This window comes from Snodgrassella sp. W8132 (assembly GCF_016100865.1).
Taxonomy (GTDB): domain Bacteria; phylum Pseudomonadota; class Gammaproteobacteria; order Burkholderiales; family Neisseriaceae; genus Snodgrassella; species Snodgrassella alvi.
In genome coordinates this window covers 1360964-1386284 of record NZ_JACFRQ010000001.1, presented here as the reverse complement: position 1 = coordinate 1386284, position 25321 = coordinate 1360964, and the positions used below count along the sequence as shown (strand labels likewise).

Genomic DNA, 25321 nt, shown 5'->3' with positions numbered 1-25321 from the left:
TTTGGCTTGAATAAATAATAGGAAGTCAAGCAGCTTAAATAAGAAAATCTGATCAAACAGATGGATAATAAAGATGAAGAAAACGGAGAAATTTTTTTCTAGAGTAATTGGTCCTTTAATTATCGTATTGGGGATAATCTGTTTAGCTGAAAGTAAAAGCAATCACCAGCACTATTATCTTCCTTTGCAAAATAAAGCCAAATATCTTTTATCATTAAATTGTTCACCAAATCAATGTACTACACATGGGAGAATGATATATAACCATTCGGAAAATATATCCGCTAAATCCATCAGTACTCCAATTTATCATTTTCGCTATTATTTCCGGATAGCAGATAAAACCTATATTAATGATGATTTGCGTGTTTTTAGTGAAGGTTTTGGTTTTAACAAAGTGGGATTGCGCTATTTTCCTGCAGGTGGCCTGAATCCAGCTGAATTTTTTTCAGAAGAAATCATTTTTGATCCAGCTAATCCAAATATAAATTTACCCGCGATATATGCAAAAGTTCTTCATGAAATTCCCAGCCCTTATGGCTTTTTTGAAGGTTTTTTTATTATTATAGGGGGAATTATTCTTACTCTAATCAGCTATTGGAATAAAATTTTTTTAAAAAGCAGGCTTGATAAATAATTAAAGAAGTATTTCTGATACCCAATTAAAATTATTTTTTATTATTTCATCGTAAAGTAATTTATTATCTTTATAAATAAGACTGATATTACTAAGGCCTTCTAATATCACCATTAATTGATTGGTTATTGCCTCATTTTGTGGGTTTTGCCGAAGTTTATCGCGGATTAAATTTCGAATAAATTCTTTATGCTCCATAGCCAGCTCTTTTATTGCATTATCGTTATGGATTTCTTCTCTTGCTCTGACAAATAAGCAGCCATTAAAATCGTCTTGATTGTACCAGTTTAAATGCCATTTAAATATCTGAATAATGGACTGTTGCTGGTCAAGATCAGCTATTGCTTCGGTAAGTTCTTGTTTAAATCGCAAGTCTCTTAGTTTTAAAACTTCAAAGATTAAATTGTCTTTATTGCCAAAATGTTTATATAGCGTTGTTTTAGAGCAACCTGACTGGTCTCTTATTTCATCGACTCCTACATTGCCAAAACCCTTTTGATAAAAGAGTTGTTCTGCTGTATCAGCAATTAATCTGTATGTTTTTTTCATTTATTATCCAAAGTGTTTGATAAGTGGACAGATCTGTACTATTATAAAAATGAACAGATTTGTTCACTTTTGTGCTGGCACTAATTGCTAACACTCAAGCTAATCTTATAGGATATAAAGAATAATGAAACCATTTTTTTTCGGCAAGGAGAAACTGCCACCAAAGCCCACAAATAGTGAATTATTGCAAAGTCTGACCGGTGGTTTCGTAGCTATATTTTTTCTGATCTGGTTTAGTCAGGTCACCGGCTATACTTTAATAATGGCACCATTTGGAGCAAGTTGTGTGCTCTTGTTTGCTGTATCTCAGTCACCACTTGCGCAGCCAAGAAATGTCATTCTGGGACATTTAATTTCAGCTTTTTGCGGGTTACTGTTTTTAAAACTATTCGGTCATGATGTTATTATTATTGCCTTGGCTGTAGGCATAGCAATTATCGCTATGCAATATTTTCGGGCAGTGCATCCACCAGCCGGTGCTAATCCATTAGTCATTTTATTAACAGCAGATAAAATAGATTATGATTTTACTTTTCTGTTGTTTCCAGTTCTGTCCGGGTCAGTAATATTGGTAGCAATTGCTTATTTAGTTAATAATTTTTTTAATCAAACGCATTGGCCTGTCTATTGGCTGGCACTCTTTAAAGAAAAAGAAAAATAATAATAAACCTATCATGTTGTTATCAGTAAATTGAAAAAACTTTGTGATACTTTTTTGGCGCAGAAAATTGGTCAGAAGATAAGGTAATCCAGTGTATATCAGCTTATGATAAGCTCGTACTATCCGCTGAATCAGCTGTTAAAAAAATCTTAGTTGAAATGATTTATTAATCTTTTCATGTACTGATTAATGAATCATAATTTTTTGTTTAATAAAAATATTTCAGAATTTATTGTCTGAAGACTTTGATAAGCTTCAGATAGATATTAGTCGAAATCGATTTTCACGCCTTCTTTTTTAAGTATATTAGTTGCTATATTCATATCCGGCAGTGTTTCGCCGAAGTAAACCCGATTAGATAATTGCTGAGTGAATATCGAATGTATCTGGTTAAATGCACCAATAGCGGTGAGATGGGACTGACCTTTAGGATCTGTAATGGATAAGATGGATTGAGCTGGCTGGTTGGCCGAATCTGTGCCTGTGATATTGATTAAAATGCGGTGCTCATCACCTTTACCCGGATTGTATAGCAGTTTCTGGCGAAATGTTTTAAAACGTTGCGTTGAGATTAAACGCCAGAAGCCACTATGAATTAATACATAGAAAAGGCGGTTGGTTATATTGCTGTTAAAACCAATTCGTGTGGATACTGATCTGGCTTGGGTTAACATTGGCAAGATTAACTGATCAGGTGTATCAAAGCGATAAACCCGAAAACGTTTTTTATCTGTAAAGCTGACCAGCCTGCTGTCTGAAAATGGCATACAGCTTTGAGTGTGTCCCTCGGCGATGACTTCAAAAGGAATCAGCATTCTGTCCATATAATCTACAGAATTGATTCCTGAGTTATCTTGCATAGAATAGAGAATATTAATATCTATGCTGTTTATCTGTTTGAATTTAAGTGCCTGCCGGAGTATCAGGCTGGCAGCTACACCAGCCATCCATGTGGAAGAAAATACTATGGGAGCATGCAACTGGTCGAATGTATGGGTATAGGTAATCGCTGTTTTTAATTTATCCGTCCAGCGAGTAATATCAAGATAGGCAATCTGATTTTTGATGGCAAAATGCAGTACGCGGTTATCGGGATCATTGGCGAGGGTTACAATTAATTGGGGCCGGATATTGTCTGGAAGCAGTGGTGCATTGATATCGAATTGTATTGCAGATGCTTTGGATAAGGTACTGGCAAATGCAGTTGCAGTATGTATATTGCGCCCGCCAATAATAATATGTACATCCTGATAATATTGATTTAACAGTGCCGCTACTTGTTTGCCTACTACACCATAGCCACCGATTAATAATACTGACAGCTGATTGTTCATGCAGACTTTCTATTTTAGGTTGATTGACCTAAAATAATATACTAAATAATTTATTTTTGGTCAATTGACCTATTTATAAAAAGCATGATGGCTAAATTATCTCCAAAAAAAGAACAAATACTGACTACTGCCGCGCGGTTGCTGGCGACACGGGGCGGGGTGAATTTCAGTATGCGGATAGTGGCAGATGAAATGGGAATACGGTTAAGTAATCTGCAATATTATTTTCCTACGCTGGAAAAACTCTTTAGCGCGTTGGTTGAAAATATGCTGCTACTGGTTGAGCGGAAAATAAATCTTGCGCTAAAAAGTGATGCTGAAACGATGAGTGTACTGATAGATATCATTTGCTCAGAACTTGATGATGTTTACAATTGTCAGTTAATGTGGGAAATCTGGGCACTGTCTGAACGAACAACAGAAGCTCATCATGCTATTGATTTGTTTTATCAGGAATATTTAAAAAAAATAGCTTGTTTCGTCCAATCACAGAATACTGTACTCAATAATGATGAAATACAGCGACGTGCATTAATCATTGTTAGCTTGCTCGAAGGTATATGGGTGGTTGCAGGGAAAAAACGCTCAGGCATTGAGTTGGATAAAATTAAGGCAGATTTACTGCACACGATTAGTCTGATTATCAGCAGCACCTGATCACGATGCGCAATATATTTATAAAAACAAATTGAGCAGTAATTTAAACCAAATATAGTCGGCCATTAGCAAATTGAAATTCTGCTCAGGTTATCAGATTATTTGGCTAATCAGATAATAAAATTAGAAAAATCCTGATTATATGAAAGCCGGAAAAAGCTCTCTTGCTTTTTCCGGCCTTATTTTTGCTGAATAATTTATTTTTTATATCGGATAAACTGTCAGCCACTGTCCCTGCTGAATATCAGTTTGTGCGGGAATATCGATTAATACCTGTGCATTCACGCAACCGGAAAGCATATGTGAACCCTGTTTATTTAATGGAATAACCTCCGGACCATTATTGGTAAAGCGCAAGGTTCCGCGCAGGAATTCGCGTCGTTTTTGCCGGTTCGGGGTTATGCTGAAAGCAGCTTTGGCCTGATAGCATTCGGGTAGTGCTTGCAGAATATGGCGCCCGGCGGCTGTTTGCAGTGCCGGTAGTCCAAGCAGTTTGAAGGTAACAAAGCTGGCTACCGGATTGCCGGGCAGAAGCATGACACGACATTCACCGATACTGCCCCAACCAAAGGGTTTGCCCGGTTTTATCGCCAGTTTCCAGTGTTCTATACTGCCTAATTGTTGCAGTGCCGGTTTAACCAGATCACGATCACCTACAGAAGCACCACCGGAAATAATAATGCTGTGGCTGCTGGTGGCGGCTTTGGAAAGGGTTTCGGTGATGATATCGAGATTATCCGGCAGAATACCGCCGTCAATGATTTCAATAAATGTGTAAGTTTGAAGACAGGCCAGCAACATGGGGCGGTTACTATCATATATCTGATGCTGCTGTAACTGGCTATTGCCACTTACCAGTTCATCACCGGTGGTAAATACGCTTACACGCAGTTTTTGGTAAACCTGTAGTTCACTGAATCCCTGTGAGGCGGCCAGTCCGACTGCCTGAGCATTAAGTAATGCACCTTTTTCCAGTAAAGTTGCCCCTTGTTTCAGCTCTTCGCCCTGACGGCGAATATTTTCATTGGCAACGGGTGTGCTGGTGCAGCTGAGGGTGAGTCCTTCAACGCAGGTGTTCTCCTGCATAATTACTGCATCAGTATTTACCGGAATTCCGGCACCAGTGTAGATACGCATAGCCTGACCGTGTTGCAGGGTTAGCTGTCGTGTATCTCCTGCTGCGGCTGTATCGGTTAGTTGCCATTCAGAGCAATCGAGCCCGCATATCGCATAGCCGTCCATAGCGCTGTTGTCGAATGCGGGAGAGTCTGTAGTAGCTATAATACTTTGGGCGAGGATGCGCCCGGCAGCCTGATTAAGCGGTACGGTTTCAGTATCGACTATGCGGCTTGCCTGTTGTAACAGGGCTTCCTGCCCTTGGTAAACATCCATCATAAGGTTGTTTCTCCGCTGCGCATGCTGGTAAACATTGCGCTGCTGTTATAGTTGGTAAACGGAATATTGTCAGCAAAGGTAACGATAGCATGCCGGTATGGCAGAATGACGGAGCGGACACTGTGTTTGCCAGTGCTGTTAAGCTGTTGCCGGATATGCTGTAAGTGACGCCGCCGCATCTGACAAACGACAGGGTGCAGAGTGAAAGAATCTGCGGCGCAAACAATATCAAGTTCAGGCTGGCCGGATAGTTTCTGATACAAACCGGCAATGATATCGGTGTTGAGTAATGGCAGGTCACACGGTACTATTTGCAGATATTCAATAGCTTCCGGTAAATGTTGTGCAGCACTGATGATACCGGCAAGTGGCCCCATCCCGCTATAGGCCGGCAGATCAGAATATACGGGATAGCCGTATTTTTCTATTCGGGCAATATCCCGGTTGGCACTGATAATAATGTGCTCGCTGCAGTGACCAAGCTGATACAGAATATGTTCCAGCAATGGCTGACCATTTAGTGTCAGCAGGGCTTTATTGGCACCACCTACACGGGTACCGAGTCCGCCGGCCAGAATAATCAGCCCGAGATTTGCATTTATTCCCATGACTGTGTGCGCAGCCGGTCTGTATGTTTCATTTCTACCCAGTGCTGCAGACCATTGGCAAAACATTCTTTTTTCCAGAATGGTGCTTCGGTTTTGAGGTAGTCCATAATAAAATGATTGGCCTGATAAGCATGTTCGCGATGGCCGCTGGCAGTAAGTACCAGTACTATTTGTGCGCCTACTGGTAATTCACCCACACGATGAATGACGCAGGCGTAGGGTAAAGACCAGCGTTCGCAGGCACGGGTGATGATTTTGCTGATTTCATGCTCGGTTACTTCCGGCATATGAGTGAGATACAGATGACTCAGTGGTTGTTGCGGGTTATCGTTGCCGCGCACTTTACCAATAAAACTGACTACAGCTCCGCAATCCGGAGCACTTTTTTCAGCCAGTGCCAGTTCCTGACTGAGGTTGAAGTCTTCTGTCTGTATTTGTATGCGTGTCTGCATTTTAACCTCCGGTTACTGGTGGTAGCAGTGCGATGCTGTCTCCGTCTCTAATGGCTGTGTTGCCATGCTGAATAATATTATTTACAGCAATTTTATATACTTTTCCCTCGGCCAGTACCTCGGAGAACGGTATTCCGCGCTGCCGCAGATAGGCGAGCAGGGTATTGCTGTCATCAAAACTGCATGCAAGCTCTTCCTGTGCCATGCCCAGTTCTTCGGCAAAGCGTGCCAGATAAATAACCGTAATCATGATAAAGACATAGTTAAACCAATAATCGTTTATTATGCCGTGTTTTTTCTTTTTATGGCAGATAGCTGCTGCCAATGCTATTGGATTTAAGTAATAATTTAGGATAAAATGCCGTTCTTTTCTTAATTATTCCAATCATTTGCCTTATTCTGAAATTTTTTCTGATAACAGGCTTTTACCTATCTCATGCTGATTGACCGCTTCAACAGACGTATTGATTATTTACGAATTTCGGTAACGGATAAATGTGATTTGCGCTGTACTTATTGTATTCCGCAGGGATTCACAGAGTTTGAAAAACCGGTTAACTGGCTGTCGTTTGCTGAGATTGAGCGTGTTGCCGGCGCATTTGCCCGTATGGGCGTGTCACGTTTCCGTTTAACCGGCGGTGAACCGCTATTGCGCAAAAATCTGCCCGATCTGGTTGCACGGCTGGCGGCATTGCCTGGGGTTTCAGATTTGTCGTTAACTACCAATGGCACGCAACTGGACAGGTTTGCCTATGATTTACGCAAAGCGGGACTAAACCGGCTGAATGTGAGTCTGGATTCACTGCGGCGTGAATGTGTACAGGAGATTTCCGGTAAGGATAGCTTTGATAAGGTAATAAATAGTCTTCAGACGGCACGCGATGCAGGCTTTGAGCAGATTAAAATTAATATGGTGCCGCTGCCGGGGGTTAATACCGGTGATATAGAGGATATGGTGGCGTTCTGTATTGCCAATGGCTTTATTCTGCGCCTGATTGAAGTAATGCCGATGGGTGTAAGCGCCCGCGGACTGGATTATTTTAATTTACTGGAACTGATTGAAAATCTGCGCCCGAAATATCAGTTGCATGAAAGTAAACGTGTCTATGGCGGCGGGCCGGCTAAATACTGGGAAAGTGCGGATGGCCGATTTACTTTAGGACTGATTACACCACGTTCCCAGCATTTCTGTGCCACCTGTAACCGGGTACGTATGTCTGTTGATGGGACATTGTATTTGTGTCTGGGGCAGGAACAGAGTATGGCATTAAAACCTTTATTAATGGCAAATTGTTCTGATGCTCTGCTGGAGCAGGCAATTCAGCAGGCAGTGGATTTAAAACCGGAAAAACATGAATTCAATGAAAAACCGGATAAAATTGTGCGCATTATGGCCAAAACCGGTGGTTAGTATCCTGGTTATTGCTGTTACCGGATAACAAAAGCCCGCTCAGGAAAGCGGGCTTTTGTTTTAGAACTAAATCAGAACAGGATGAGTGTCCACGGTAACAGATAAGTTTGTACGACGGTAAATAAGCCGGCGATTACACAGAAAAGCAGGCTATGACGTACGGTAAAGCGGAACAGATCTGATTCTTTACCGGCCAGACCTACAGCAGCGCAGGCAATGGCAATAGACTGCGGTGAAATCATTTTACCGGTTACACCACCAACTGAGTTAACTGCTACAGCCAGTACCGGATCCATACCTACCTGCATAGCAGTATTAGCCTGCAGGGCGCCAAACAGAGCATTGGCAGATGTGTCTGAACCGGTGAGGAAAACGCCTACCCAGCCAAGGAATGGTGAGAAAAACGGAAATGCTTTGCCGGTATCAGCCAGAGCCAGAGCCAGTGTGGAGGAAAGACCGGAATAATTAACTACGTATGCAAAAGCCAGTACTAATCCGATAGACAGTACCGGATAGCGTAAGTCGTACAAAGTATGTTTGAATGTATCGACAGCCAGACGTGGTTTTATTTTTAATAGCAATATGGAAATAATGGCAGCCAGCAGTATGGATGTGCCCACTGCTCCTAACAGATTAAGTTTAAATTCGGCTGCGATAGGGGTGTTTTCCGTTACGATAGGTGCGGTTTTAATCACCAGATTATCAAGCCACGGCCATTGAATTTTAATCAGGCTGAATGAGTTAAACCATTCTTGCAGTGGTTTGATTGTCCAGACTGCAACGCAAACAGTCAGAATAATGAAAGGTGACCAGGCCAGGGCAATTTGTTTGGCGCAGTATTCTGAAGTACCGCGTTGTTTTTCAGGCTGCTGCATGCCGCTGAACGTAAATATCTGTTTCGGCTGCCAGACCCGAAGAAACAGTGCCAGACACACCATACTAACCAGGGCAGATGTAACATCCGGCAATTCAGGTCCGACAAAATTGGCTGTGATGAACTGAGTAACGGCAAAAGAAATACCGGAAACCAGTAAAGCAGGCCATGTCTGACGAATACCGCGTATCCCGTCCATGATAAATATCAGATAAAACGGAATAACGACAGACATCATAGGTAACTGCCGGCCGGCAAGCTGGCCGATATGAAACGGATCAATACCTGATACTTGTCCGCCAACCAGAATCGGAATGCCCAGTGCGCCGAATGCTACTGGTGCAGTATCGGCAATCAGACACAGTCCGGCTGCATATAATGGTTTGAAACCAAGACCTACGAGTAGTGCTGCACTGATGGCAACAGGTGCACCAAATCCGGCTGCACCTTCCAGAAAAGAACCAAAGCAAAAACCAATCAGCAGCAATTGCAAACGCTGATCTTTAGTAATGGACAGAATAGATGAGCGGATGATGTCAAACTGCCCGCTTTTAACCGTAAGGTTATAGAGAAAAACTGCGGTAATAATAATCCAGGCAATTGGCCATAGACCATAAAAGAAACCATACAAGGCAGAGGACAGGGCGAGAGCAACCGGCATTTTATATGCGGCAACAGCCACGATAATTGACAGAATCAGCGTAATGGCTCCGGCAACGTGGCCTTTCATGCGCAAAACGGTGAGTGCTGCAAAAAAAAATATGATAGGTAAAAGGGCTGCCAGCAATGTGAGATAAATGCTGTTACCTAATGCCGAGTAACTTTGTACCCATTGGTGCATATATTTCTCCTCAATGTATGAGTCTGTGTGTGATAAGTTGATTGGTATGTGCGTTGTTGAAAATGCTGAGTACTATTAATTTTTTTAATGCTAACTAATGCATAATGCCTTGCAGGCTGTTACTTTAAAAAATAAAAATGTTAACGTCAATGTTTGTATTTTATATTTTAATCTTTGTAATTAAAGCCGATGCGGCTGAATAAGTCTTTTTTCTGCTCAATCAGAAGATAAATTTAGGATGATAATATATTAATTGTTTACTTTGTCTGATTTTAGTGTCTGAGAAAACAGATTATTTTTAATTATTGCCTTGTTTGGTCGGGTGATTTATAACTATATTGTTAATTTTATGTATGCTAATGATAGCAGAGTTTAATTACTGTCTGTATACTGATACAGCAGAATAATAGATGTACAGTAATTGATTACTGTACGGCAAGAATAATATGAATGTTGTGCTGGCGCAGAAATGCAGCTGTTTGTATACCGATTGTCTTTTATCAGCCAAATTTGGGTCATAAGGAGAATTCCGGCATTGGCAATAAAATTGTGTTTGTCACAAAGTTGTCATGTTGGTCTTTTACAATAAGTCAGGGTAATTCCTAACATTAGGGAGAAAGCTGTGTCTGCTTCGTCTGCGGCTTCGTCGTCTGGGGCAATTATGTCTGCATCTAGTAAAACTAGTAAAGTAAGTAAAATTTTATTCCTGCTGATACTAATGGGCGGTCTGGTCTATGCCGGCGTTTGTATTTATCATGATTTGCAGGGAATTCCCACTTCTTCATTGCTGGTATATGCCTTATTAACAGTAGCCCTTCTGATTGCGCTGGCGTTTGAGTTTGTGAATGGTTTTCATGACACCGCTAATGCAGTGGCCAGTGTTATCTATACACGTTCGCTTAAACCCAATACTGCGGTAATCTGGTCTGGAACGTTCAATTTTCTCGGGGTGATGCTGTCTACCGGTGCCGTGGCTTATGGTGTGATTTCTTTACTGCCGGTGGAGCTGATTCTGCATATGGGCAGTGATGTTGGCTACGCGATGATTTTTGCTTTGCTCTCAGCAGCCATTATCTGGAATCTGAGCACATGGTGGCTTGGCTTACCGGCTTCCAGCTCTCATACTCTGATTGGCTCAATTATCGGTGTAGGGGTGGCTAATCAGCTGATGTCGGCACATCAGGGAACCAGCGGTGTAAGCTGGAATCAGGTAATTAATGTTGGTGAATCGTTATTATTTTCGCCGTTGCTCGGTTTTATTCTGGCTGCTTTGCTGTTAATTCTGTCTAAAAAATTATTGCGTATCCCTGCTTTATATAAAGCACCGGAAAATGATATGCCACCACCCTGGCCGATTCGTCTGCTGCTGATTTTTACCTGTACTACAGTAAGTTTTGCCCATGGCTCAAATGACGGACAAAAGGGTATGGGTCTGATTATGCTGATTCTGATTGGTACCGTGCCCATGGCGTATGCTCTTAACCATACTGTACCCAAGGAGGAATGGGCAAAATTTTCAGCTCATTCAGTGGCTGCACAGAAAACCATCCATGATTTGCTGCCAGCAGGCTTTGTGTTGCAACAAGGTACAGATGTGCGGGCACAGGTCACAGCTTTAGTGGAAAATAAACAGGGTACGCCGCAACAACTGGACGCACTGGCTCAGTTGGTAGAAATTGTGGCGCATGATGTGAGTAAAAGCGACAGTCTGCGTAATTTACCGCCTGAACAGGTAGGTAATATCCGCAACGATATGTATCTGGTGTCTGAATCAATGACCTTGTTGCAAAAAAATGCCCTGGTTCATCAATACAGTCTTAATCCGGTACAGATGGACAGTTTAAAGACATATCACACATCAATTGATCATGCCACTAAGTATATTCCGGTTTGGGTAAAGGTACTGGTTGCACTGGCACTCGGACTGGGTACCCTGGTTGGCTGGAAACGGATTGTGGTAACAGTGGGTGAAAAAATCGGCAAAACCCATTTGTCCTATGCGCAGGGGGCTTCTGCGGAGCTAGTAACGGCCGCGCTGATTTTTGCTGCCGATCGCTTTGGTTTGCCAGTAAGCACAACACATGTACTGACTTCCGGTATAGCCGGTACGATGGCTGCCAATAAAAGTGGTCTGCAAAAATCCACAATTCGTAATCTGGTGATGGCATGGGTACTTACTCTGCCGGTTTCCATTCTGCTGGCCGGAGGCTTATTCTGGTTTTTTCGGATGATTTTCTGAGTATGTATTACTATTTGTGTTCTGAGTGGTTACAAACTCTGTAATAATTTGCCAAATGCTCTTGCATGGTACGGTATTTCACAGTTTAATGTCGGTTTAGTGGTGGCTGTGCTGGTGCACGTCATAGATACTTGCTTCCTCCCGTTATAACGGGGCATACAAATTGGAAATCGTGTATGAAAAAATTACTGGTATTGTCAGCCATCGTAAGCTTGCTGATAGTTGCCTGCTCGGATGCCGGTACAGCAAATAAAGATGCTGCTTCCAATACTTCCAATAACGGAGTCATGAATCCGACTGACCAGCTTAATATCTATAACTGGTCTGACTATGTTGACCCTGATACAGTAAAAAATTTTGAAAAAGAAAATAATATCAAGGTTCGTTACGATTATTATGATAGTAACGAAACATTGGAAGCCAAAATTCTGATTGGTCGTTCCGGCTATGATCTGGTTGTACCATCCATTGCCAATGTCGGTCGGGAAATTAAAGCCGGTGCTTACCGGCCGGTAGATAAAAGCCAGCTGTCCTATTACAATAATATCGACCCGAATCTGTTGAAAATGATGGATAAGGTAGATCCGGGTAATAAATATGCAGTGCCTTATTTCTGGGGTATTAATACTATCGGTATCAATACCGCTATGGTAGAGAAAGCACTTGATGGCAAATTACCGGATAATCTCTGGGATCTGGTATTTAATCCGGAATATACACATAAACTGAAAAATTGCGGTATTTCTCTGTTTGACAGCCCTACAGAGCTGTATCCGCTGGCTTTGCATTATTTAGGTAAAGACCCGAACAGCAGTGAACCGGATGATATCCGTGCTGCAACCAATCTGATTAAATCCGTACGTAATGATGTGAAACGTTTTAGCTCATCAGGCTATATTGATGATATGGCTCGCGGTGATCTGTGTGTGGCTACCGGTTACGGTGGTGATTTAAACATCGCTAAAAAACGTGCTGAGGATGCTAAAAGTGGCGTGCATTTACAGGTGCTGGCACCGAAAGAAGGGGTTGGAATCTGGGTTGATTCGTTTATGATTCCTAAAGATGCCCAGAATGTAGCCAATGCTCTGAAATACATCAATTACACACTCGAACCTAAAGTTGCAGCGAAAAATGGTAATTATGTGACTTTTGCACCAGCCAGCAAACCGGCACGAGCACTGATGAGAAGTGAAATTAGTAGCGACCCCAGCATATTTCCCACTCAGGAAGTACTGGATAAGAGTTTTATCGTATCACCGAAATCACAGGATGCTGTGCGTCTGGCTGTGCGCCTGTTCCAGCAGGTAAAAGCAGGGCAGTAGCTGTTTGATATTCGCGCACGCAGGTTTCAATAAAAAAACGAATCGTTCCGGTTCGTTTTTTATTTAGGATGATTAGCTTATCTTAGCGAATCATCGGAACATATAACTCTTTGAATGGGTGTAGTATGCTGGTAATGGCAGAATCGTTATAGATATTAGCTGTCAGAATATGGGTAAACACTTATAATCAGAGGCTACAGCACCAGTTCTGATTGTTGAAGGTCAGACAAAATTTGAGAGTGAATATCAGCATATTTTCATATAGCAGATAGTAAATCAATGAAATTATCAGTCATTATCGGAAGTAATGGTTTTTTATTCATTTAAAATAAAAGTTTGTTCTGAGATTTACACGCTTAATCTTTAATCTGACTGGCTGCTCACGGTCGGATAAAAAGTGTAAAGAGCAGCAGCGTTAGCAGAATAAAGGTTTTGAAGTTTTAAATGGGATGGTTATGAAAATTTTAATTTGTAATGATGACGGTTATTTATCAGATGGGATAGCTTTACTGGCACAGGTAGCATCTAAATTTGCTGAAATAAGAGTTGTTGCTCCGGAAAGTGATCAGAGCGGCGTAAGCAATTCATTTACTCTGAACCGGCCTCTGTCGATTAAAAAAGCCGCAAACGGTTTTTATTATGTTAATGGCACGCCAACCGACTGTATCCATGTAGCTATGCATACCATGACTGACTTTAAACCTGATTTGGTTTTGTCCGGTATTAATCATGGTGCCAATATGGGTGATGATGTGCTGTATTCCGGTACAGTGGCTGCGGCTACTGAAGCTTTTCTGATGGGCATACCTGCACTGGCATTTTCAATTAATGATCGCAGCGGTGAGTATTGGGCAACGGCTGAAAAAGCCGTCATGACTATTCTGGAAAAAGTATGTGTACAGCCGCCGGCTGAACCGGTTTTATGGAATGTTAATATTCCGGCTGTAAAAGCAGAATCAGTGCAGGGCTATCGTGTGGCTAAACTGGGGCGCCGACATCATGACCAGTGTATTGTGCCGTATAGCAGTCCTCGCGGCGAAACCCTGTATTGGATTGGTGGCGTAGGTGCCGCTGATACTCGCTGGCAGGAAACCGATTTTAGTGATAACGAAGCAGGTTTTATTACCATTACGCCATTATCGCTGGACTTAACTAATTATCAGCAAATGGGTGCAGTCAGTACATTTTTACACGACATACAATGGTGACAGAAGTGGGACAGGGCGTAAGCTGGACCGGATATGAATTCCGGCGTGCACGAATGGTAGAGCGGCTGAAACAGATGGGTATTACCCGTGCTGAAGTATTGGCTGCTATGTCTGCTGTGCCCCGGCATGTATTCGTTGAAGAGGCTTTGCGCTCTCATGCTTATGATGATATGTCTCTGCCGCTGGGTTTAGGGCAAACTATTTCCCAGCCATATACGGTCGCAGTCATGACGCAGTTATTGTTTGCCAGACGGCCAATACAAAATAATCTGCGGATACTGGAAATCGGTACTGGTTGCGGTTATCAGACAGCTATTTTACAGGCACTGGGTTTACGTGAAATTTACTCAATAGAGCGTTTGCGTCCGTTACATGAGCGTGCCAAACAGAATTTACGTGCAGTACGTTTACTGGCTCATGCACGACTGGTCTGTGGAGATGGTTATCTTGGTTTGCCGCAGGAAGCACCTTTTGATGGCATTATACTGACAGCTGCGCCGAAAGAGGTGCCTTTGCCTTTATTACAGCAACTTTCAATTGGCGGGCGTATGGTTTTACCTTTGGATGAGGGCGGAGTACAGTTTTTATGGGTAATCGACAAAACTGCTGAAGGTTTTCAGGAAACCTGTGTGCAACAGACTTTATTTGTACCATTGGTAAATGATAATTAAACCAGAAGCATTCTGTCATTTTATTTTGCCGGTTTACATAACCACTTGAATCCAGGCATAGATCAATGCCTGTCAAACTGACTGATCCCCTTTACTGTCAGAAGAGCCTGAAAGAGTAAACGGGATCACAGTATCAAATAACTGAACACCATTAAATGTATAAAAATAGCTAACGTTATGAAATAACGAATAAATAATATAGGTTATGACCAAACCGGTTGCTACTGTGCATTGCTTGATGAAAAACTCAGTAAATAGCGTAAAATAATCTTGTCTTAATATTTTTTAATGAAAAAAATAATGATAGCAAAGAGTTATTGCTAAACAATACAGAAAAAGCTGGAAAAATTCTTTGGCTCCTTCCGGCTTAATCTGAATAGTACTGATTCACTATGTTATATAAAGTGATTTGGCTGTCAGAAACAGGTAAATCACAGTAATCTGGGAAAATAACTATGAAAGTAGCAGTATTCGTTGAACCCGGAAAAGTAGCTATACGGGAAATGGAAAAGCCGGTTATTCAGAAACCTACCGATGCCATTATTCGCATTGTTCGTGCCTGTGTTTGCGGTTCTGATTTATGGTGGTATCGCGGAATCAGTACCTGTGAGCCGGAACGAATTGTCGGCCATGAAGCTATTGGTGTTGTTGAAGCTACCGGCAGCGCAGTAACTCATGTCCGAAATGGTGATTTTGTTATTGTACCGTTTACGCATGGTTGTGGTCATTGTGCTGCCTGTAAGGCAGGTTTTGATGGTAATTGTCAGAATAAAGAAGATGAGCGCAACGGCGGGTATCAGGGTGAATATCTGCGCTTTACTAATGCAGACTGGGCTTTAGTAAAAATTCCCGGTCAGCCGCAGGATTATTCAGATGCTGTTTTAAATTCGTTACTTACCTTGGCCGATGTTATGGCTACTGGTTATCATGCTGCTGCCAGTGCTGAAGTAAAGCCGGGAGATACGGTAGTGGTGATGGGCGATGGAGCGGTTGGGCTGTGCGGAGTCATCGCGGCGAAACTGCGCGGCGCTGAACGAATTATTGCAATGAGCCGTCATCCTGACCGGGCAAAACTGGCAGAGGAGTTCGGAGCAACTGATATTGTGCCTGAGCGTGGAGATGAAGCGACAAAAAAAGTGTTGTCGCTTACCCGGCAGGCTGGTGCTGATGCAGTATTGGAATGTGTGGGAACTCAGCAATCACTGCAAACAGCAGTTGCTGTAGCCCGCCCCGGAGCAATTGTTGGTTGTGTTGGTATACAGCATGACACAGAAATCAAAACCAGCGATGTTTTCTGGCGGAATATCGGATTACGCGGCGGTATTGCCAGTGTCACCACTTATGATAAAAATTTATTACTGCAAGCTGTGTTAAATGAAGAAATTCAGCCGGGGAAAGTATTTACCCATCGGTTTGATTTAACCGATATTCAGGCTGCCTATCAGGCTATGGATCAGCGTCAGGCAATTAAATCATTAGTTATTGTCAGCCATGAATAATAGATAACTCCCGCAGCTTGTTAAGCTGCGGGAGTTATCTGTATAAACAGCAACGCTCATTCTAACGGTCTGATCAGAAAATGCCTTTCATACCTTCCGGTGTATAGCGTTCTCCCTGAATATTGATATGATTTTTCAGCTCGTTCAATGTCTGAATATCTGCTGTATCCAGTTTTAACTGGCAAGCCTGATTATTTTCATTCAGGTATTTTTCACTTTTGGTTCCCGGTATAGGTACAATATGTTCCCATTGCGCGAGCAGCCAGGCCAGTGCGATTTGACCCATAGTGCAATTATATTTAACAGTCATGGGTTCTAATGCCTGAAGCAAACGTTTGTTATGTTCCAGATTATCATCCTGAAAACGGGGGTTGGTACGGCGGAAATCATTTTCAGCCAATTCGTTTTTATTCTGAATTTTACCGGTCAGAAAACCACGCCCGAGAGGTGAGTAGGGTACAAGACCGATATTTAATTCTTTTAGTAATGGCAGCACTGAATCATCTTCTATATGACGTGTCCACAGCGAATATTCTGTTTGCACCACATCAACCGGATGAACTGCATGGGCACGCTGCAAAACAGGGGCAGAAACTTCACATAAACCGACATGGGCTATTTTCCCTGCCTGTACCAGTTCTGCCAGAGTCTGCATTGTATCTTCAATTGCAGCATTAGGATCTAAACGATGAATATAAAATAAATCGATCTGTTCAATGCCGAGTCTGGCCAGAGAGTCATCGCAGCATTGTTTAATATATTCAGGGTGGTTATTAATGCTGCGGTTATAGCCGGAAGTATTGTTTCTATCAATACCGCATTTGGTTGCGATAGTAAGTTGTGCCCGTACTGAAGCAGGCAGAGTTTTCAATACTGCACCGATCAGTTTTTCGTTTTCACCCCGACCATACATATCTGCTGTGTCAATCAGCGTAACACCGCTATCAATAACTTTGTGCATCATTGTGCGGGCATGTGCTGTATCCATATCACCATAAAATTCGCTCAGACCCATTGCTCCATAGCCCATTGCAGATACGGTAATGTTTTGTCCAAGTTTTCGTTGTGGTAAAGAATGGCTCATTATTTTCTATCCTCAGATTAGTTATATCTGAAACACTTAATCAAATAATGCTTTTATTCGACTGCGGTCAGATAATTGTTAATTATTGATAGTGATAGTAATTAATTAACCTTGCTAAGAGAAATATAAAATCATTGATATAAAAAATATATCAATGATTTGAGTTTCTGAACCTTCCGGAAATATACATGTCACAATGGGGTATTAACTGAATTATGGTGCTTAAAATACTCAATAATGGTTTGTATCACAGTATTTTCAGCCTGCTGATGCCAGAGCAGATGTATATCGATTGATAGTTGCTGTTCATATTCAGTAGTTAATTTTTTATATACCACTCCCGGGATATATGCCTGTGCCATAGAAGCCGGAAGTAATAACATGCCTCTGCCCATGGCAATTTCCATCAGCATGGTTAAGAAATTAGGTAATTTCGGTTGTAAAACCAGAGAAGCAGTTAAGTTGCTGATGACTTTTTGCAGTTGATCATACAATCCCGGATTCTGGTACCGTTTACACCAGTACAGAGGTAAGTCTGTTACTGTATTTAAATCTATTTCATCCCGTGAACAGGCAGGGTGGTTTTCAGGTAAGGCCAGTACCAGTTTTTCCTGATAGACTAATAAACTATTTGCCTGATCATTATTTTTTTTATAATCTGAAATAATAATCAGATCAATATTGCTTTTATTAAATTCAGCCAATAGCTCTTTTGAAGAATAGTCCTGCTGCAAAAGATCGATGTTTGGCTGGAATTTACTAATAAATTCGCTGAATAGCGGAATAAAATTAAAACCCAGAATTTTAGTTATACCGACAGTTATTCTGTCTGTTGAATAATTATTAACATTGGTTATGGCCAGAGATAAACCTTCCAGCCAGTTTCTGGCTTTGTCTCTGAATTGTCTTCCCTGTTCAGTAAGCATTACATAACGGGTATTACGTACCAATAAAGTAGTTTGCAGCTTTTCTTCCAGCTCTTTGATTTGCATCGATAACGGGGGCTGACTAATACCCAGTCTGCTGGCTGCCTTGCGAAAATTACCTTCTTCACATACTGCCAGAAAATATTGCAATTGTCGGACTGTTGGCAGATGCCGACTGTAAATGGCCGAGTTATCAAGATTATGTTCTGTCTGAGCAGGTAATTGATTATACATATTTCCCCTAATTCATTGTTGTGCATCCGTTCGCAATTAAACTGTATAAGCGACAATATTTTCGTCAATCAGACTGGAAAAGCACATCATGCGAATGTTTAATGGAAATGATTTAAAAAAAATCAAATCTAAAATTAAATTATCTGCAGGTAATTATTGATATCGTCGGGAATCATAACAGAAAAGATATAGTTAATGTTAGTATGAAAGTTAACGAGAAAATATTAATTAAATCTATAGAAACTAATAATGAGAGAAATAATACCAAATAATCTGGTGTAACAATCGTATGGGAAACTAAATATATGGTTTACAGATATCGGCTAAGCTAATTATCAATTATGCATTGGCTGGATCAGCAGAAAACAGATATTGTTGAAAATAAGTTGTGTCAGTTTCACTTATGAATTCGTTTAGCTATTTTATTTAATGGCAGAATCCCAAAGATTGTCTGCATATCTGTATTTAAGTGTTTATGTATGATGTCAAAGAAAATCTTTTTTTCACCGTTGGTGTTTACTTTGATTATTGAATTATTTGACTAATCTGTTATATACATAAGCTCTGCGCTACCAAAGGCAATTGCTATCGGAGCATTGAGCTTGTAGGTGATCATCTTAAATTTGTCATACTTAATCATCAAAAAATCTGCAAAACATAAATATCGAGGATGGTAATAATCTTTTTTTATAACGAGTTCCCTTATTAATAAATTCCTGTATTTTTATTATTTATGATTATTGTTAATAAGTTGAATACCAACTAACGCTAAGATTAGATTTAACGTTGACAACAGAACACAAATGGCTATTACTCCATTCCAGGTCATGTTTTGATAAACTATACCTAATAGATAAGTGCCAATACTGCCTCCTGCCAAACACGAGAGTAAATATAAAGACGAAATCGCACCGCGCGAATTAATTGGCACAATTTTATTAAGCATGGCTATAACTAATGGCTGAATGCCAAATACAAATAAAAACAAAGCAAAAATCCCGAATCCGATAATATATATTGCTGAGCTATAACCAATAGTCACAACCGATATACATACAGCTAGCAAACAGATGATTAAGAGAGACCGTTCTTTGATAATCTGTGATAATTTACCAGTAATTATGGTGCCAATAACCGCACTCAGACCGGCAAAATTAAGCCAGCCTAAAGTTGTTGCAGACAAATAAAAAGGTGAACTTTTCAAATAAAAAGTAAGTAATGAAGATAATCCTAAATAAACAAAAAATAGTAAAAAGCCGACTAATAAAAAAATAACTACCGTTTTATCAAGTAATAATTTAATTGCCGCTAGATAAGTACCCCGTACACTATTAGTTGAAGGTTGAATTATTGAGCGTTTTATACCGTAAGGGACAAAAAGACATGTTGCAGTTATCAAACCTGCATAAATAATAAATGCAACTTGCCAAGACCAAAGATCGGTCAGCATTGCGACTATACTTCGACTAAAAATCATGCCCACAATAGAAGCTGAAATCATCATTCCCATTGCTTGGGGTAACTTATGGTTAGGCGTGTTTTTAGCTGTATAAGCGAATAATGCCGCAGGAACAGCAGCGGCAAAAAAACCGATTAATGACATGGTGACCAAATACAACGTAAAAGAATCAACAATCACCGATAAAAATAAACAACAAACAGTTCCAATACTACCGACCAAAACTAACAACTTTGTCGAAACTTTGTCCGAAAGCGGGCCATAAATAAAAAAAGAAATGGCATAAAAAAAGCAAGATAAGCTGAATACATTTCTCGCTGCTAAAATATCAATATGATAGCTTTGAGAGATCTCTTGAAAAATAAGTTGGCTGATATAAACCGACCCGACTAACAGCATGATTAATAATGCTGATAACATTAAATTCGATTTTGTCTGTACAAGATTTTCTTTAGACTTTGCTTCCATGAACAAAATCCCGATTAGCGAGTGATTGAGTTCAAGACAGGTTAACTAACAAAAAAAGAATTGAGAAATATATAATTTGTTATACGAAATTCGTATTGTAGAAAAAACAAGATAAACCAATGCAAAAAGCAAAGACCTCAATCATAATAATCTGATTGAGGTTGATAAATTGCAAAATAGCATAAAGGTCAGACTGAAAATATCATTTAAATTACTGAATTATTAAATAATATTTTGAAGCCTGACCTTTAAAATTTTAGTGTCTGTTAGTTGGATAATGAAATATCACGCCGTCTGAATATCAATGTGGCTATCAGGAAAAAAATCAATGCATAGACAATATTGGCTGCCAAGGTAATAAAAAATTCACTCTGGACAGACTGATCAACTGTTTTAGAAATTAACTCAATCAAATAGCTGTTTACATTTAATGGGCTTAATTTGTATATCCATCCGTCTTCAGGTAAATGAAGGTAGAAAAAGTTGATTAGTCTCCACAGACCACTAGCAAAGAAATAATACACAATACAGCTACCGGTTATGAGTGCACTGCTGTTAAATACGGAAGAAAGCATCAGAGCAAAAGCAGTAAAAAATATTGTAATGGCTAATATGAATATGCTGTATATTCCAGTGTACTTTAATACGATGCTAATTTCCGGTATTTGGTGAATTGTCAGTATATGTATTAATAAACAAATAATTACAGATACAATCAGAAAAACAGACATTAATATAGTAATCGCTGCAATTTTAGCCAGTAATATTTTGTAGCGCTGATAAGGACGGGTCAGAATAAATTTAACTGTTCCTTTGGATATTTCAGAACTTAGAATATTAGATGCATAAATAATAGAGATAAAATTAATAAATTTGTAACAAATAGTGATACTATATAAAAAGACTTGGTTACTATCATTTTTAGAAATTGAATGTGATGTATGAGTGACCACAAAATGCATAGTGCTGAAATAAATAATTAGTATCAATAATAATATTATGGGTATGATAATGACACTTCGGGTGTTTTTAAGGTATTTACGCCATTCATTAATTAGTAATTTCATTTGTTGACCTTTTGTTGATTATCGTTTTTTATGCTTTGCAGAAAAGAATCTTCCAGAGAGTAATGAGTCAGCTTCAAACCAATTAAGGGAATATCATGTTGAACAAGAAGTCTGGCAATTTCTGCACGCGGATCGTGGTCAGTTGAATCAGTTGCAATTTCAAGATTATTGAGCTGACGGGTAACCTGATACCCGTTGTTCAGCAGAATTTTTTCTGCCGGTGCTAAATCTCCGTCTACTTCGATATGAATAATGTTATTGGATTTACCCAGAAAATCACTCATTGTTCCCGCATAGACCTGTCTGCCCTGATTAACGATAAAAATATCATTAACAATTTCCTGAAGCTCGGAAAGCAGGTGGCTGGAAATAATAATGCTGTTTCCATGCTGAACAAAATTTTTCATCAATGTACGAAAATCTTTCATTCCTTCCGGATCAAGACCATTCATGGGTTCATCCAGAATTAATACTTTAGGCTGATGAATAGTTGCGTTTGCGACGCCTAATCTTTGGCGCATACCCAGAGAATAGCCTTTGACTTTTTGGTGTTCTGCACCTTTAAGCCCGGTTCTGGTTAATGTTTGCATTAAATCATCTTTACTGATTGACTGACGGCTCATATCAGCAAAAATTTGCAGATTATTGAAACCGGACATGTAATTATAGAATTCCGGATTTTCAATGATGGTACCAAGATTAAAAGCTGCTTTTTCAAAGTCTTTTTGTATATTGTGTCCACAGATTTTAATGTCTCCGGAAGTGGGAAACATCAGACCTGTGAGTATTTTCAGCATAGTGGTTTTGCCGGCACCATTGGGGCCTAAAAAGCCCATAATCCGACCGGGTGCAATCTTGAAAGAAATGTTATCCAGAATCTTCCTGTTTTTAATTTTTTTGCTAACATTTTTAACTTCAATGAGATAATTGATTTTTCCCACTCTAAACCTTTCTTGTTCAGGGAGTTAAATTTATTGACTTTGTCGATGTTATGTGAGTAAAGCAATACCTGTCTTTATGGTGTACGGAATTTTTATTTTCCTTATTCATAATAATGTATTATACATAATTTAACAATATTAGAATGTCTGGTTTATTGGTAGTTTATTCAGTCCGGACATGCTGAATATAAATTGAGTGTTGCTTTTGAATCTTTTTTATGTAATGAATCAGATAAATAGCTAAGCAGAAAAAATCTGACTGAAATAATTTTTTGCCGTAATCAAAATTATCTATCAGAAAAATTCTGGGAATGAGGCATAAATGATCTGATTAAAGGATATCTGTTCTATAAAGATTATGTATTTAAATATTCGGGTTTGACGTAATAGGTTATCTGAAAAATGTTTGTACATAATGAAATAATAAAAAAGCACAGCTTATGCTGTGCTTTTTTATTTAATTTGGCGCGGCGGACGGGGCTCGAACCCGCGACCCCCGGCGTGACAGGCCGGTACTCTAACCAACTGAGCTACCACCGCGCAAGTTTTATGCAATGCATAAAACAGAAAACTGGTGGGTGATGACGGAGTCGAACCGCCGACATTCTGCTTGTAAGGCAGACGCTCTACCAACTGAGCTAATCACCCCTGCTTGGGAAAGACGCTATTAAACCAGATATGCTGTTCGCTGGCAAGTACTAGTGATGAAAAAATTAGTTCGTTCCCTGTAGTGACCAGTTTTCAAAAAGAATTACTTTGTCTCTGGGACCAAGTACAACCAGGGTATCTGCATTTTTAAAACGGAATTCAGAGTCAAATTTGCGTAATTGATGAGCATTGCGGCGTACTGAGAGCAGTTTTACTTTCAATTTGTCCAGCGGAAGGTCGTCTACACTTTTACCTACCAGAAAAGCATCTGGCGGCAGAGTGAAAGCCTGACGGAAATAATGGATATTCTCATCAGAGACGGTGTCATCGCTGCCGGCAAATAAACCTTCAAGTGCCTGATAACGATTTTGACGAATACGCTGCATGATTTGATAGACTTCATCAAACGGTTTGCCTGAGCTTAATAATGCCTGACTGGCGAGTGTAAGGCTGGATTCTTTCTCATCAGAAACGATATCGTCTGCACCCATATTGGTTAGCACAGGAATGTTGTCGTCGTTGGTAACGCGCACGATTACCGGCATGGTAGGGGCAATCAGCATAATATTATTGAGAATATGCTTGGCCTCTGTCATATTATTGATGGTAATCAGTACGGTATTGGCACGTTTTAATCCGGCTGCCTGTAATACTTCCTGCCGTTTGGCATCACCGAATGTGACCGGTTCTCCGGCAGCTTTGGCTGTGGCAACCCGCTCAGCATCCAGATCAATGGCATAGTAGGGTGTCTCCTCCTGTTGCAGGATGCGGGCAATGCTCTGACCACAGCGGCCGAAACCGATAATGAGGATATGGTCAGATTTGCTCATGGTATCTACCAGTATGCTCTGTAAATCAACTGCCTGTTCGTCCCAGCTGCGTTTAACCAGCAGTTTATTGATTTTATCTGCACTTCGCATAATAAAGGGTGCCAGTATCATGGAAAGCAGAATGGCGGCAATGGCTGCCTGTTGCAGCTCAAGAGAAATGAGTTTTAATGCGCCGCTAATGGCCAGCATAACAAAGCCGAATTCACCGCCCTGAGCGAGATACAAAGCTGTTTTAATGCTGTCGCCGGTATTTTCTTTCATGTAGCGGCTAATGCCAAATAGTACCGCTGCTTTCAGAATAATCAGCAGTGCTCCCAGTATCAGTATCATTAACCAGCTTGACTGTAAAACTTGTATATTCAGTTTCATGCCGATAGTAATGAAGAAGAAGCCGAGCAGAATGTCCCGGAAGGGGCGAATGTCATCTTCTACCTGATAGCGGTATTCGGTTTCTGATATCAGCATACCGGCAACAAAGGCACCCAGTGCCAGTGACAGACCGGCCAGCTGAGTAAGATAAGCAACTCCGAGAGTGACCAGCAAAACGTTAATCATGAAGAGTTCGCTGGATTTGGTGCGGGCAATCAGACGGAACCACATAGGCATGATTTTACTGCCGACCACCAGCAGCAGACCTAAGGCAAGTGCCATGGTAAGCAGGGCTTTGCCCATTTGCAGGATCAGACCGTCACTGCTGTGAGCCAGAGCAGGTAATAAAATCATTAATGGAACGACGGCAATATCCTGCATCAGCAGTACGCCCATAATCATGTGGCCGTAATGCTGTCCCAGTTCGTTTTTTTCTACCATAATGCGGCTGACAATAGCCGTCGAAGACATAGTCATGGCTGCGGCAAGGGTAAACGCCCATGTCAGCTGAATACGCATGGCTGCAAACAGGATAAAAAGTATCAACAGGGTAAGTGCGACCTGTAATCCGCCTAAACCAAGCACCAGCCTGCGCATGGCTTTGAGTTTGCCGATGGAAAATTCAAGCCCGATGCTGAACATAAGAAAAGTAATGCCGATTTCTCCGATAAATTCGGTGGCATGACTCTGATTAATTAAATGCAGCCAGCCAGGACCGGCTATGAAGCCAACTACCAGGTAGCCTAGCATGGCGGGAATGTGTAAACGTCGGCAGATGATAGAGGCCAAAACGGCCACCAAAAGAATCATCACGACAGGGCCAAGAGAAATATGCATAATATATTGATTTTATTTAATTAAAATTTTATTATCATATTTTAACATAGATGTTTTGGCTTGTGCGGACTTATACCTTATAAAGATACATTTTTTAACA

At 40.6% G+C, this 25321-nt stretch carries 22 protein-coding genes and 2 tRNA genes; 9 read left to right on the top strand and 15 right to left on the bottom strand.

Translation table 11 applies throughout. From position 1 onward, the window contains the following. The first annotated feature begins 73 nt into the window (after window positions 1-73). A complete protein-coding gene (locus tag H3U82_RS06140; RefSeq protein ID WP_144235783.1) occupies window positions 74-637 on the top strand; it encodes a hypothetical protein in 564 nt (187 codons plus the stop codon). Here the strand turns inward: H3U82_RS06140 and H3U82_RS06135 are convergent, their stop codons facing one another. Continuing rightward, window positions 638-1186 (bottom strand): TetR/AcrR family transcriptional regulator, encoded by a 549-nt coding sequence (locus H3U82_RS06135; protein ID WP_084586262.1) that lies wholly within the window; start codon window positions 1184-1186, stop codon window positions 638-640. A 262-nt stretch (window positions 1187-1448) separates the two neighbouring features. Between H3U82_RS06135 and H3U82_RS06130 the strand changes: the two genes are divergently transcribed. Beyond that, window positions 1449-1847: an HPP family protein gene (locus H3U82_RS06130; protein WP_198209655.1), complete on the top strand. Its 399-nt coding sequence runs from the start codon at window positions 1449-1451 to the stop codon at window positions 1845-1847. 266 nt (window positions 1848-2113) lie between these two features. Here the strand turns inward: H3U82_RS06130 and H3U82_RS06125 are convergent, their stop codons facing one another. After that, the gene (locus H3U82_RS06125) at window positions 2114-3181 is read right to left on the bottom strand and encodes a hypothetical protein (RefSeq protein ID WP_198209653.1); all 1068 of its coding nucleotides are present in this window, start codon (window positions 3179-3181) and stop codon (window positions 2114-2116) included. An 87-nt stretch (window positions 3182-3268) separates the two neighbouring features. Here H3U82_RS06125 and H3U82_RS06120 point away from each other — a divergent pair, with 87 nt between their 5' ends. Continuing rightward, the gene (locus H3U82_RS06120; RefSeq protein ID WP_198209652.1) at window positions 3269-3838 is read left to right on the top strand and encodes a TetR/AcrR family transcriptional regulator; all 570 of its coding nucleotides are present in this window, start codon (window positions 3269-3271) and stop codon (window positions 3836-3838) included. 204 nt (window positions 3839-4042) lie between these two features. Here the strand turns inward: H3U82_RS06120 and glp are convergent, their stop codons facing one another. Genes glp through H3U82_RS06100 form a run of 4 tightly spaced genes read right to left on the bottom strand, consistent with a single transcriptional unit; the run spans window position 4043 to window position 6543 of the window. Further along, complete coding sequence (gene glp / locus H3U82_RS06115; protein WP_110414015.1) at window positions 4043-5233, bottom strand: gephyrin-like molybdotransferase Glp; 1191 nt, start codon at window positions 5231-5233, stop codon at window positions 4043-4045. After that, window positions 5230-5841 (bottom strand): molybdenum cofactor guanylyltransferase, encoded by a 612-nt coding sequence (gene mobA, locus H3U82_RS06110; protein ID WP_172397120.1) that lies wholly within the window; start codon window positions 5839-5841, stop codon window positions 5230-5232. The genes glp and mobA overlap by 4 nt, the downstream gene beginning before the upstream one ends. Further along, complete coding sequence (locus H3U82_RS06105) at window positions 5832-6293, bottom strand: molybdenum cofactor biosynthesis protein MoaE (RefSeq protein WP_084586273.1); 462 nt, start codon at window positions 6291-6293, stop codon at window positions 5832-5834. Before H3U82_RS06105 ends, mobA begins: the two co-directional genes overlap by 10 nt. 1 nt (window position 6294) lies before the next feature. Then, window positions 6295-6543, bottom strand: coding sequence for a MoaD/ThiS family protein (locus H3U82_RS06100; RefSeq protein WP_025330251.1), 249 nt, complete (start codon window positions 6541-6543; stop codon window positions 6295-6297). 186 nt (window positions 6544-6729) lie between these two features. Here H3U82_RS06100 and moaA point away from each other — a divergent pair, with 186 nt between their 5' ends. After that, window positions 6730-7704: a GTP 3',8-cyclase MoaA gene (gene moaA, locus H3U82_RS06095; RefSeq protein WP_037393542.1), complete on the top strand. Its 975-nt coding sequence runs from the start codon at window positions 6730-6732 to the stop codon at window positions 7702-7704. Window positions 7705-7775: 71 nt separating this feature from the next. Here the strand turns inward: moaA and H3U82_RS06090 are convergent, their stop codons facing one another. After that, window positions 7776-9419 carry a lactate permease LctP family transporter gene (locus tag H3U82_RS06090; protein WP_198209651.1) on the bottom strand — a complete coding sequence of 548 codons (1644 nt, stop codon included), beginning with the start codon at window positions 9417-9419 and terminating at the stop codon, window positions 7776-7778. Window positions 9420-10041: 622 nt separating this feature from the next. Here H3U82_RS06090 and H3U82_RS06085 point away from each other — a divergent pair. The 5 genes from H3U82_RS06085 (at window position 10042) to H3U82_RS06065 (ending at window position 16358) form a co-directional block, all read left to right on the top strand. Beyond that, a complete protein-coding gene (locus H3U82_RS06085; protein ID WP_198209650.1) occupies window positions 10042-11658 on the top strand; it encodes an inorganic phosphate transporter in 1617 nt (538 codons plus the stop codon). 176 nt (window positions 11659-11834) lie between these two features. Next, window positions 11835-12980, top strand: a complete 1146-nt coding sequence (locus tag H3U82_RS06080; protein WP_025330255.1) for a polyamine ABC transporter substrate-binding protein — start codon at window positions 11835-11837, stop codon at window positions 12978-12980. 455 nt (window positions 12981-13435) lie between these two features. Next, complete coding sequence (surE, locus tag H3U82_RS06075; protein ID WP_037393579.1) at window positions 13436-14188, top strand: 5'/3'-nucleotidase SurE; 753 nt, start codon at window positions 13436-13438, stop codon at window positions 14186-14188. After that, the gene (locus H3U82_RS06070; protein WP_025330257.1) at window positions 14182-14859 is read left to right on the top strand and encodes a protein-L-isoaspartate(D-aspartate) O-methyltransferase; all 678 of its coding nucleotides are present in this window, start codon (window positions 14182-14184) and stop codon (window positions 14857-14859) included. Before surE ends, H3U82_RS06070 begins: the two co-directional genes overlap by 7 nt. A gap of 455 nt (window positions 14860-15314) precedes the next feature. After that, window positions 15315-16358, top strand: a complete 1044-nt coding sequence (locus H3U82_RS06065; protein ID WP_110414019.1) for a zinc-dependent alcohol dehydrogenase family protein — start codon at window positions 15315-15317, stop codon at window positions 16356-16358. A gap of 73 nt (window positions 16359-16431) precedes the next feature. Here the strand turns inward: H3U82_RS06065 and H3U82_RS06060 are convergent, their stop codons facing one another. From H3U82_RS06060 to H3U82_RS06025, 8 genes are all read right to left on the bottom strand, one after another. Further along, window positions 16432-17442 carry an aldo/keto reductase gene (locus H3U82_RS06060; RefSeq protein ID WP_078475075.1) on the bottom strand — a complete coding sequence of 337 codons (1011 nt, stop codon included), beginning with the start codon at window positions 17440-17442 and terminating at the stop codon, window positions 16432-16434. Between the two features lie 191 nt (window positions 17443-17633). Continuing rightward, window positions 17634-18602, bottom strand: coding sequence for a LysR family transcriptional regulator (locus tag H3U82_RS06055; protein WP_198209649.1), 969 nt, complete (start codon window positions 18600-18602; stop codon window positions 17634-17636). Window positions 18603-19329: 727 nt separating this feature from the next. Next, entirely contained in the window at window positions 19330-20529 is a 1200-nt protein-coding gene (locus tag H3U82_RS06050; protein ID WP_198209648.1) for an MFS transporter, read from the bottom strand. A gap of 266 nt (window positions 20530-20795) precedes the next feature. Continuing rightward, a complete protein-coding gene (locus H3U82_RS10965) occupies window positions 20796-21596 on the bottom strand; it encodes an ABC transporter permease subunit (RefSeq protein WP_037393524.1) in 801 nt (266 codons plus the stop codon). Beyond that, window positions 21593-22537: an ABC transporter ATP-binding protein gene (locus H3U82_RS06040; RefSeq protein ID WP_084551808.1), complete on the bottom strand. Its 945-nt coding sequence runs from the start codon at window positions 22535-22537 to the stop codon at window positions 21593-21595. Before H3U82_RS06040 ends, H3U82_RS10965 begins: the two co-directional genes overlap by 4 nt. 463 nt (window positions 22538-23000) lie before the next feature. Next, a tRNA-Asp gene (locus tag H3U82_RS06035) sits at window positions 23001-23077 on the bottom strand. Between the two features lie 32 nt (window positions 23078-23109). Then, window positions 23110-23185, bottom strand: a tRNA-Val gene (locus H3U82_RS06030). 65 nt (window positions 23186-23250) lie between these two features. Next, complete coding sequence (locus tag H3U82_RS06025; RefSeq protein WP_171991508.1) at window positions 23251-25224, bottom strand: monovalent cation:proton antiporter family protein; 1974 nt, start codon at window positions 25222-25224, stop codon at window positions 23251-23253. Window positions 25225-25321: the final 97 nt, after the last annotated feature.

What these genes read in the sequence shown, in the direction of transcription:
- H3U82_RS06080 (WP_025330255.1), top strand. Translation starts at nt 11,835, where the DNA reads ATGAAAAAATTACTGGTATTGTCAGCCATCGTAAGCTTGCTGATAGTT.
- H3U82_RS10965 (WP_037393524.1), bottom strand. Translation starts at nt 21,596, where the DNA reads ATGAAATTACTAATTAATGAATGGCGTAAATACCTTAAAAACACCCGA.
- H3U82_RS06050 (WP_198209648.1), bottom strand. Translation starts at nt 20,529, where the DNA reads ATGGAAGCAAAGTCTAAAGAAAATCTTGTACAGACAAAATCGAATTTA.
- H3U82_RS06070 (WP_025330257.1), top strand. Translation starts at nt 14,182, where the DNA reads ATGGTGACAGAAGTGGGACAGGGCGTAAGCTGGACCGGATATGAATTC.
- H3U82_RS06060 (WP_078475075.1), bottom strand. Translation starts at nt 17,442, where the DNA reads ATGAGCCATTCTTTACCACAACGAAAACTTGGACAAAACATTACCGTA.
- H3U82_RS06100 (WP_025330251.1), bottom strand. Translation starts at nt 6,543, where the DNA reads ATGATTACGGTTATTTATCTGGCACGCTTTGCCGAAGAACTGGGCATG.
- H3U82_RS06140 (WP_144235783.1), top strand. Translation starts at nt 74, where the DNA reads ATGAAGAAAACGGAGAAATTTTTTTCTAGAGTAATTGGTCCTTTAATT.
- H3U82_RS06065 (WP_110414019.1), top strand. Translation starts at nt 15,315, where the DNA reads ATGAAAGTAGCAGTATTCGTTGAACCCGGAAAAGTAGCTATACGGGAA.
- moaA (WP_037393542.1), top strand. Translation starts at nt 6,730, where the DNA reads ATGCTGATTGACCGCTTCAACAGACGTATTGATTATTTACGAATTTCG.
- H3U82_RS06105 (WP_084586273.1), bottom strand. Translation starts at nt 6,293, where the DNA reads ATGCAGACACGCATACAAATACAGACAGAAGACTTCAACCTCAGTCAG.
- surE (WP_037393579.1), top strand. Translation starts at nt 13,436, where the DNA reads ATGAAAATTTTAATTTGTAATGATGACGGTTATTTATCAGATGGGATA.
- H3U82_RS06120 (WP_198209652.1), top strand. Translation starts at nt 3,269, where the DNA reads ATGGCTAAATTATCTCCAAAAAAAGAACAAATACTGACTACTGCCGCG.
- H3U82_RS06055 (WP_198209649.1), bottom strand. Translation starts at nt 18,602, where the DNA reads ATGTATAATCAATTACCTGCTCAGACAGAACATAATCTTGATAACTCG.
- mobA (WP_172397120.1), bottom strand. Translation starts at nt 5,841, where the DNA reads ATGGGAATAAATGCAAATCTCGGGCTGATTATTCTGGCCGGCGGACTC.
- H3U82_RS06125 (WP_198209653.1), bottom strand. Translation starts at nt 3,181, where the DNA reads ATGAACAATCAGCTGTCAGTATTATTAATCGGTGGCTATGGTGTAGTA.
- H3U82_RS06130 (WP_198209655.1), top strand. Translation starts at nt 1,449, where the DNA reads ATGGCACCATTTGGAGCAAGTTGTGTGCTCTTGTTTGCTGTATCTCAG.
- glp (WP_110414015.1), bottom strand. Translation starts at nt 5,233, where the DNA reads ATGATGGATGTTTACCAAGGGCAGGAAGCCCTGTTACAACAGGCAAGC.
- H3U82_RS06090 (WP_198209651.1), bottom strand. Translation starts at nt 9,419, where the DNA reads ATGCACCAATGGGTACAAAGTTACTCGGCATTAGGTAACAGCATTTAT.
- H3U82_RS06135 (WP_084586262.1), bottom strand. Translation starts at nt 1,186, where the DNA reads ATGAAAAAAACATACAGATTAATTGCTGATACAGCAGAACAACTCTTT.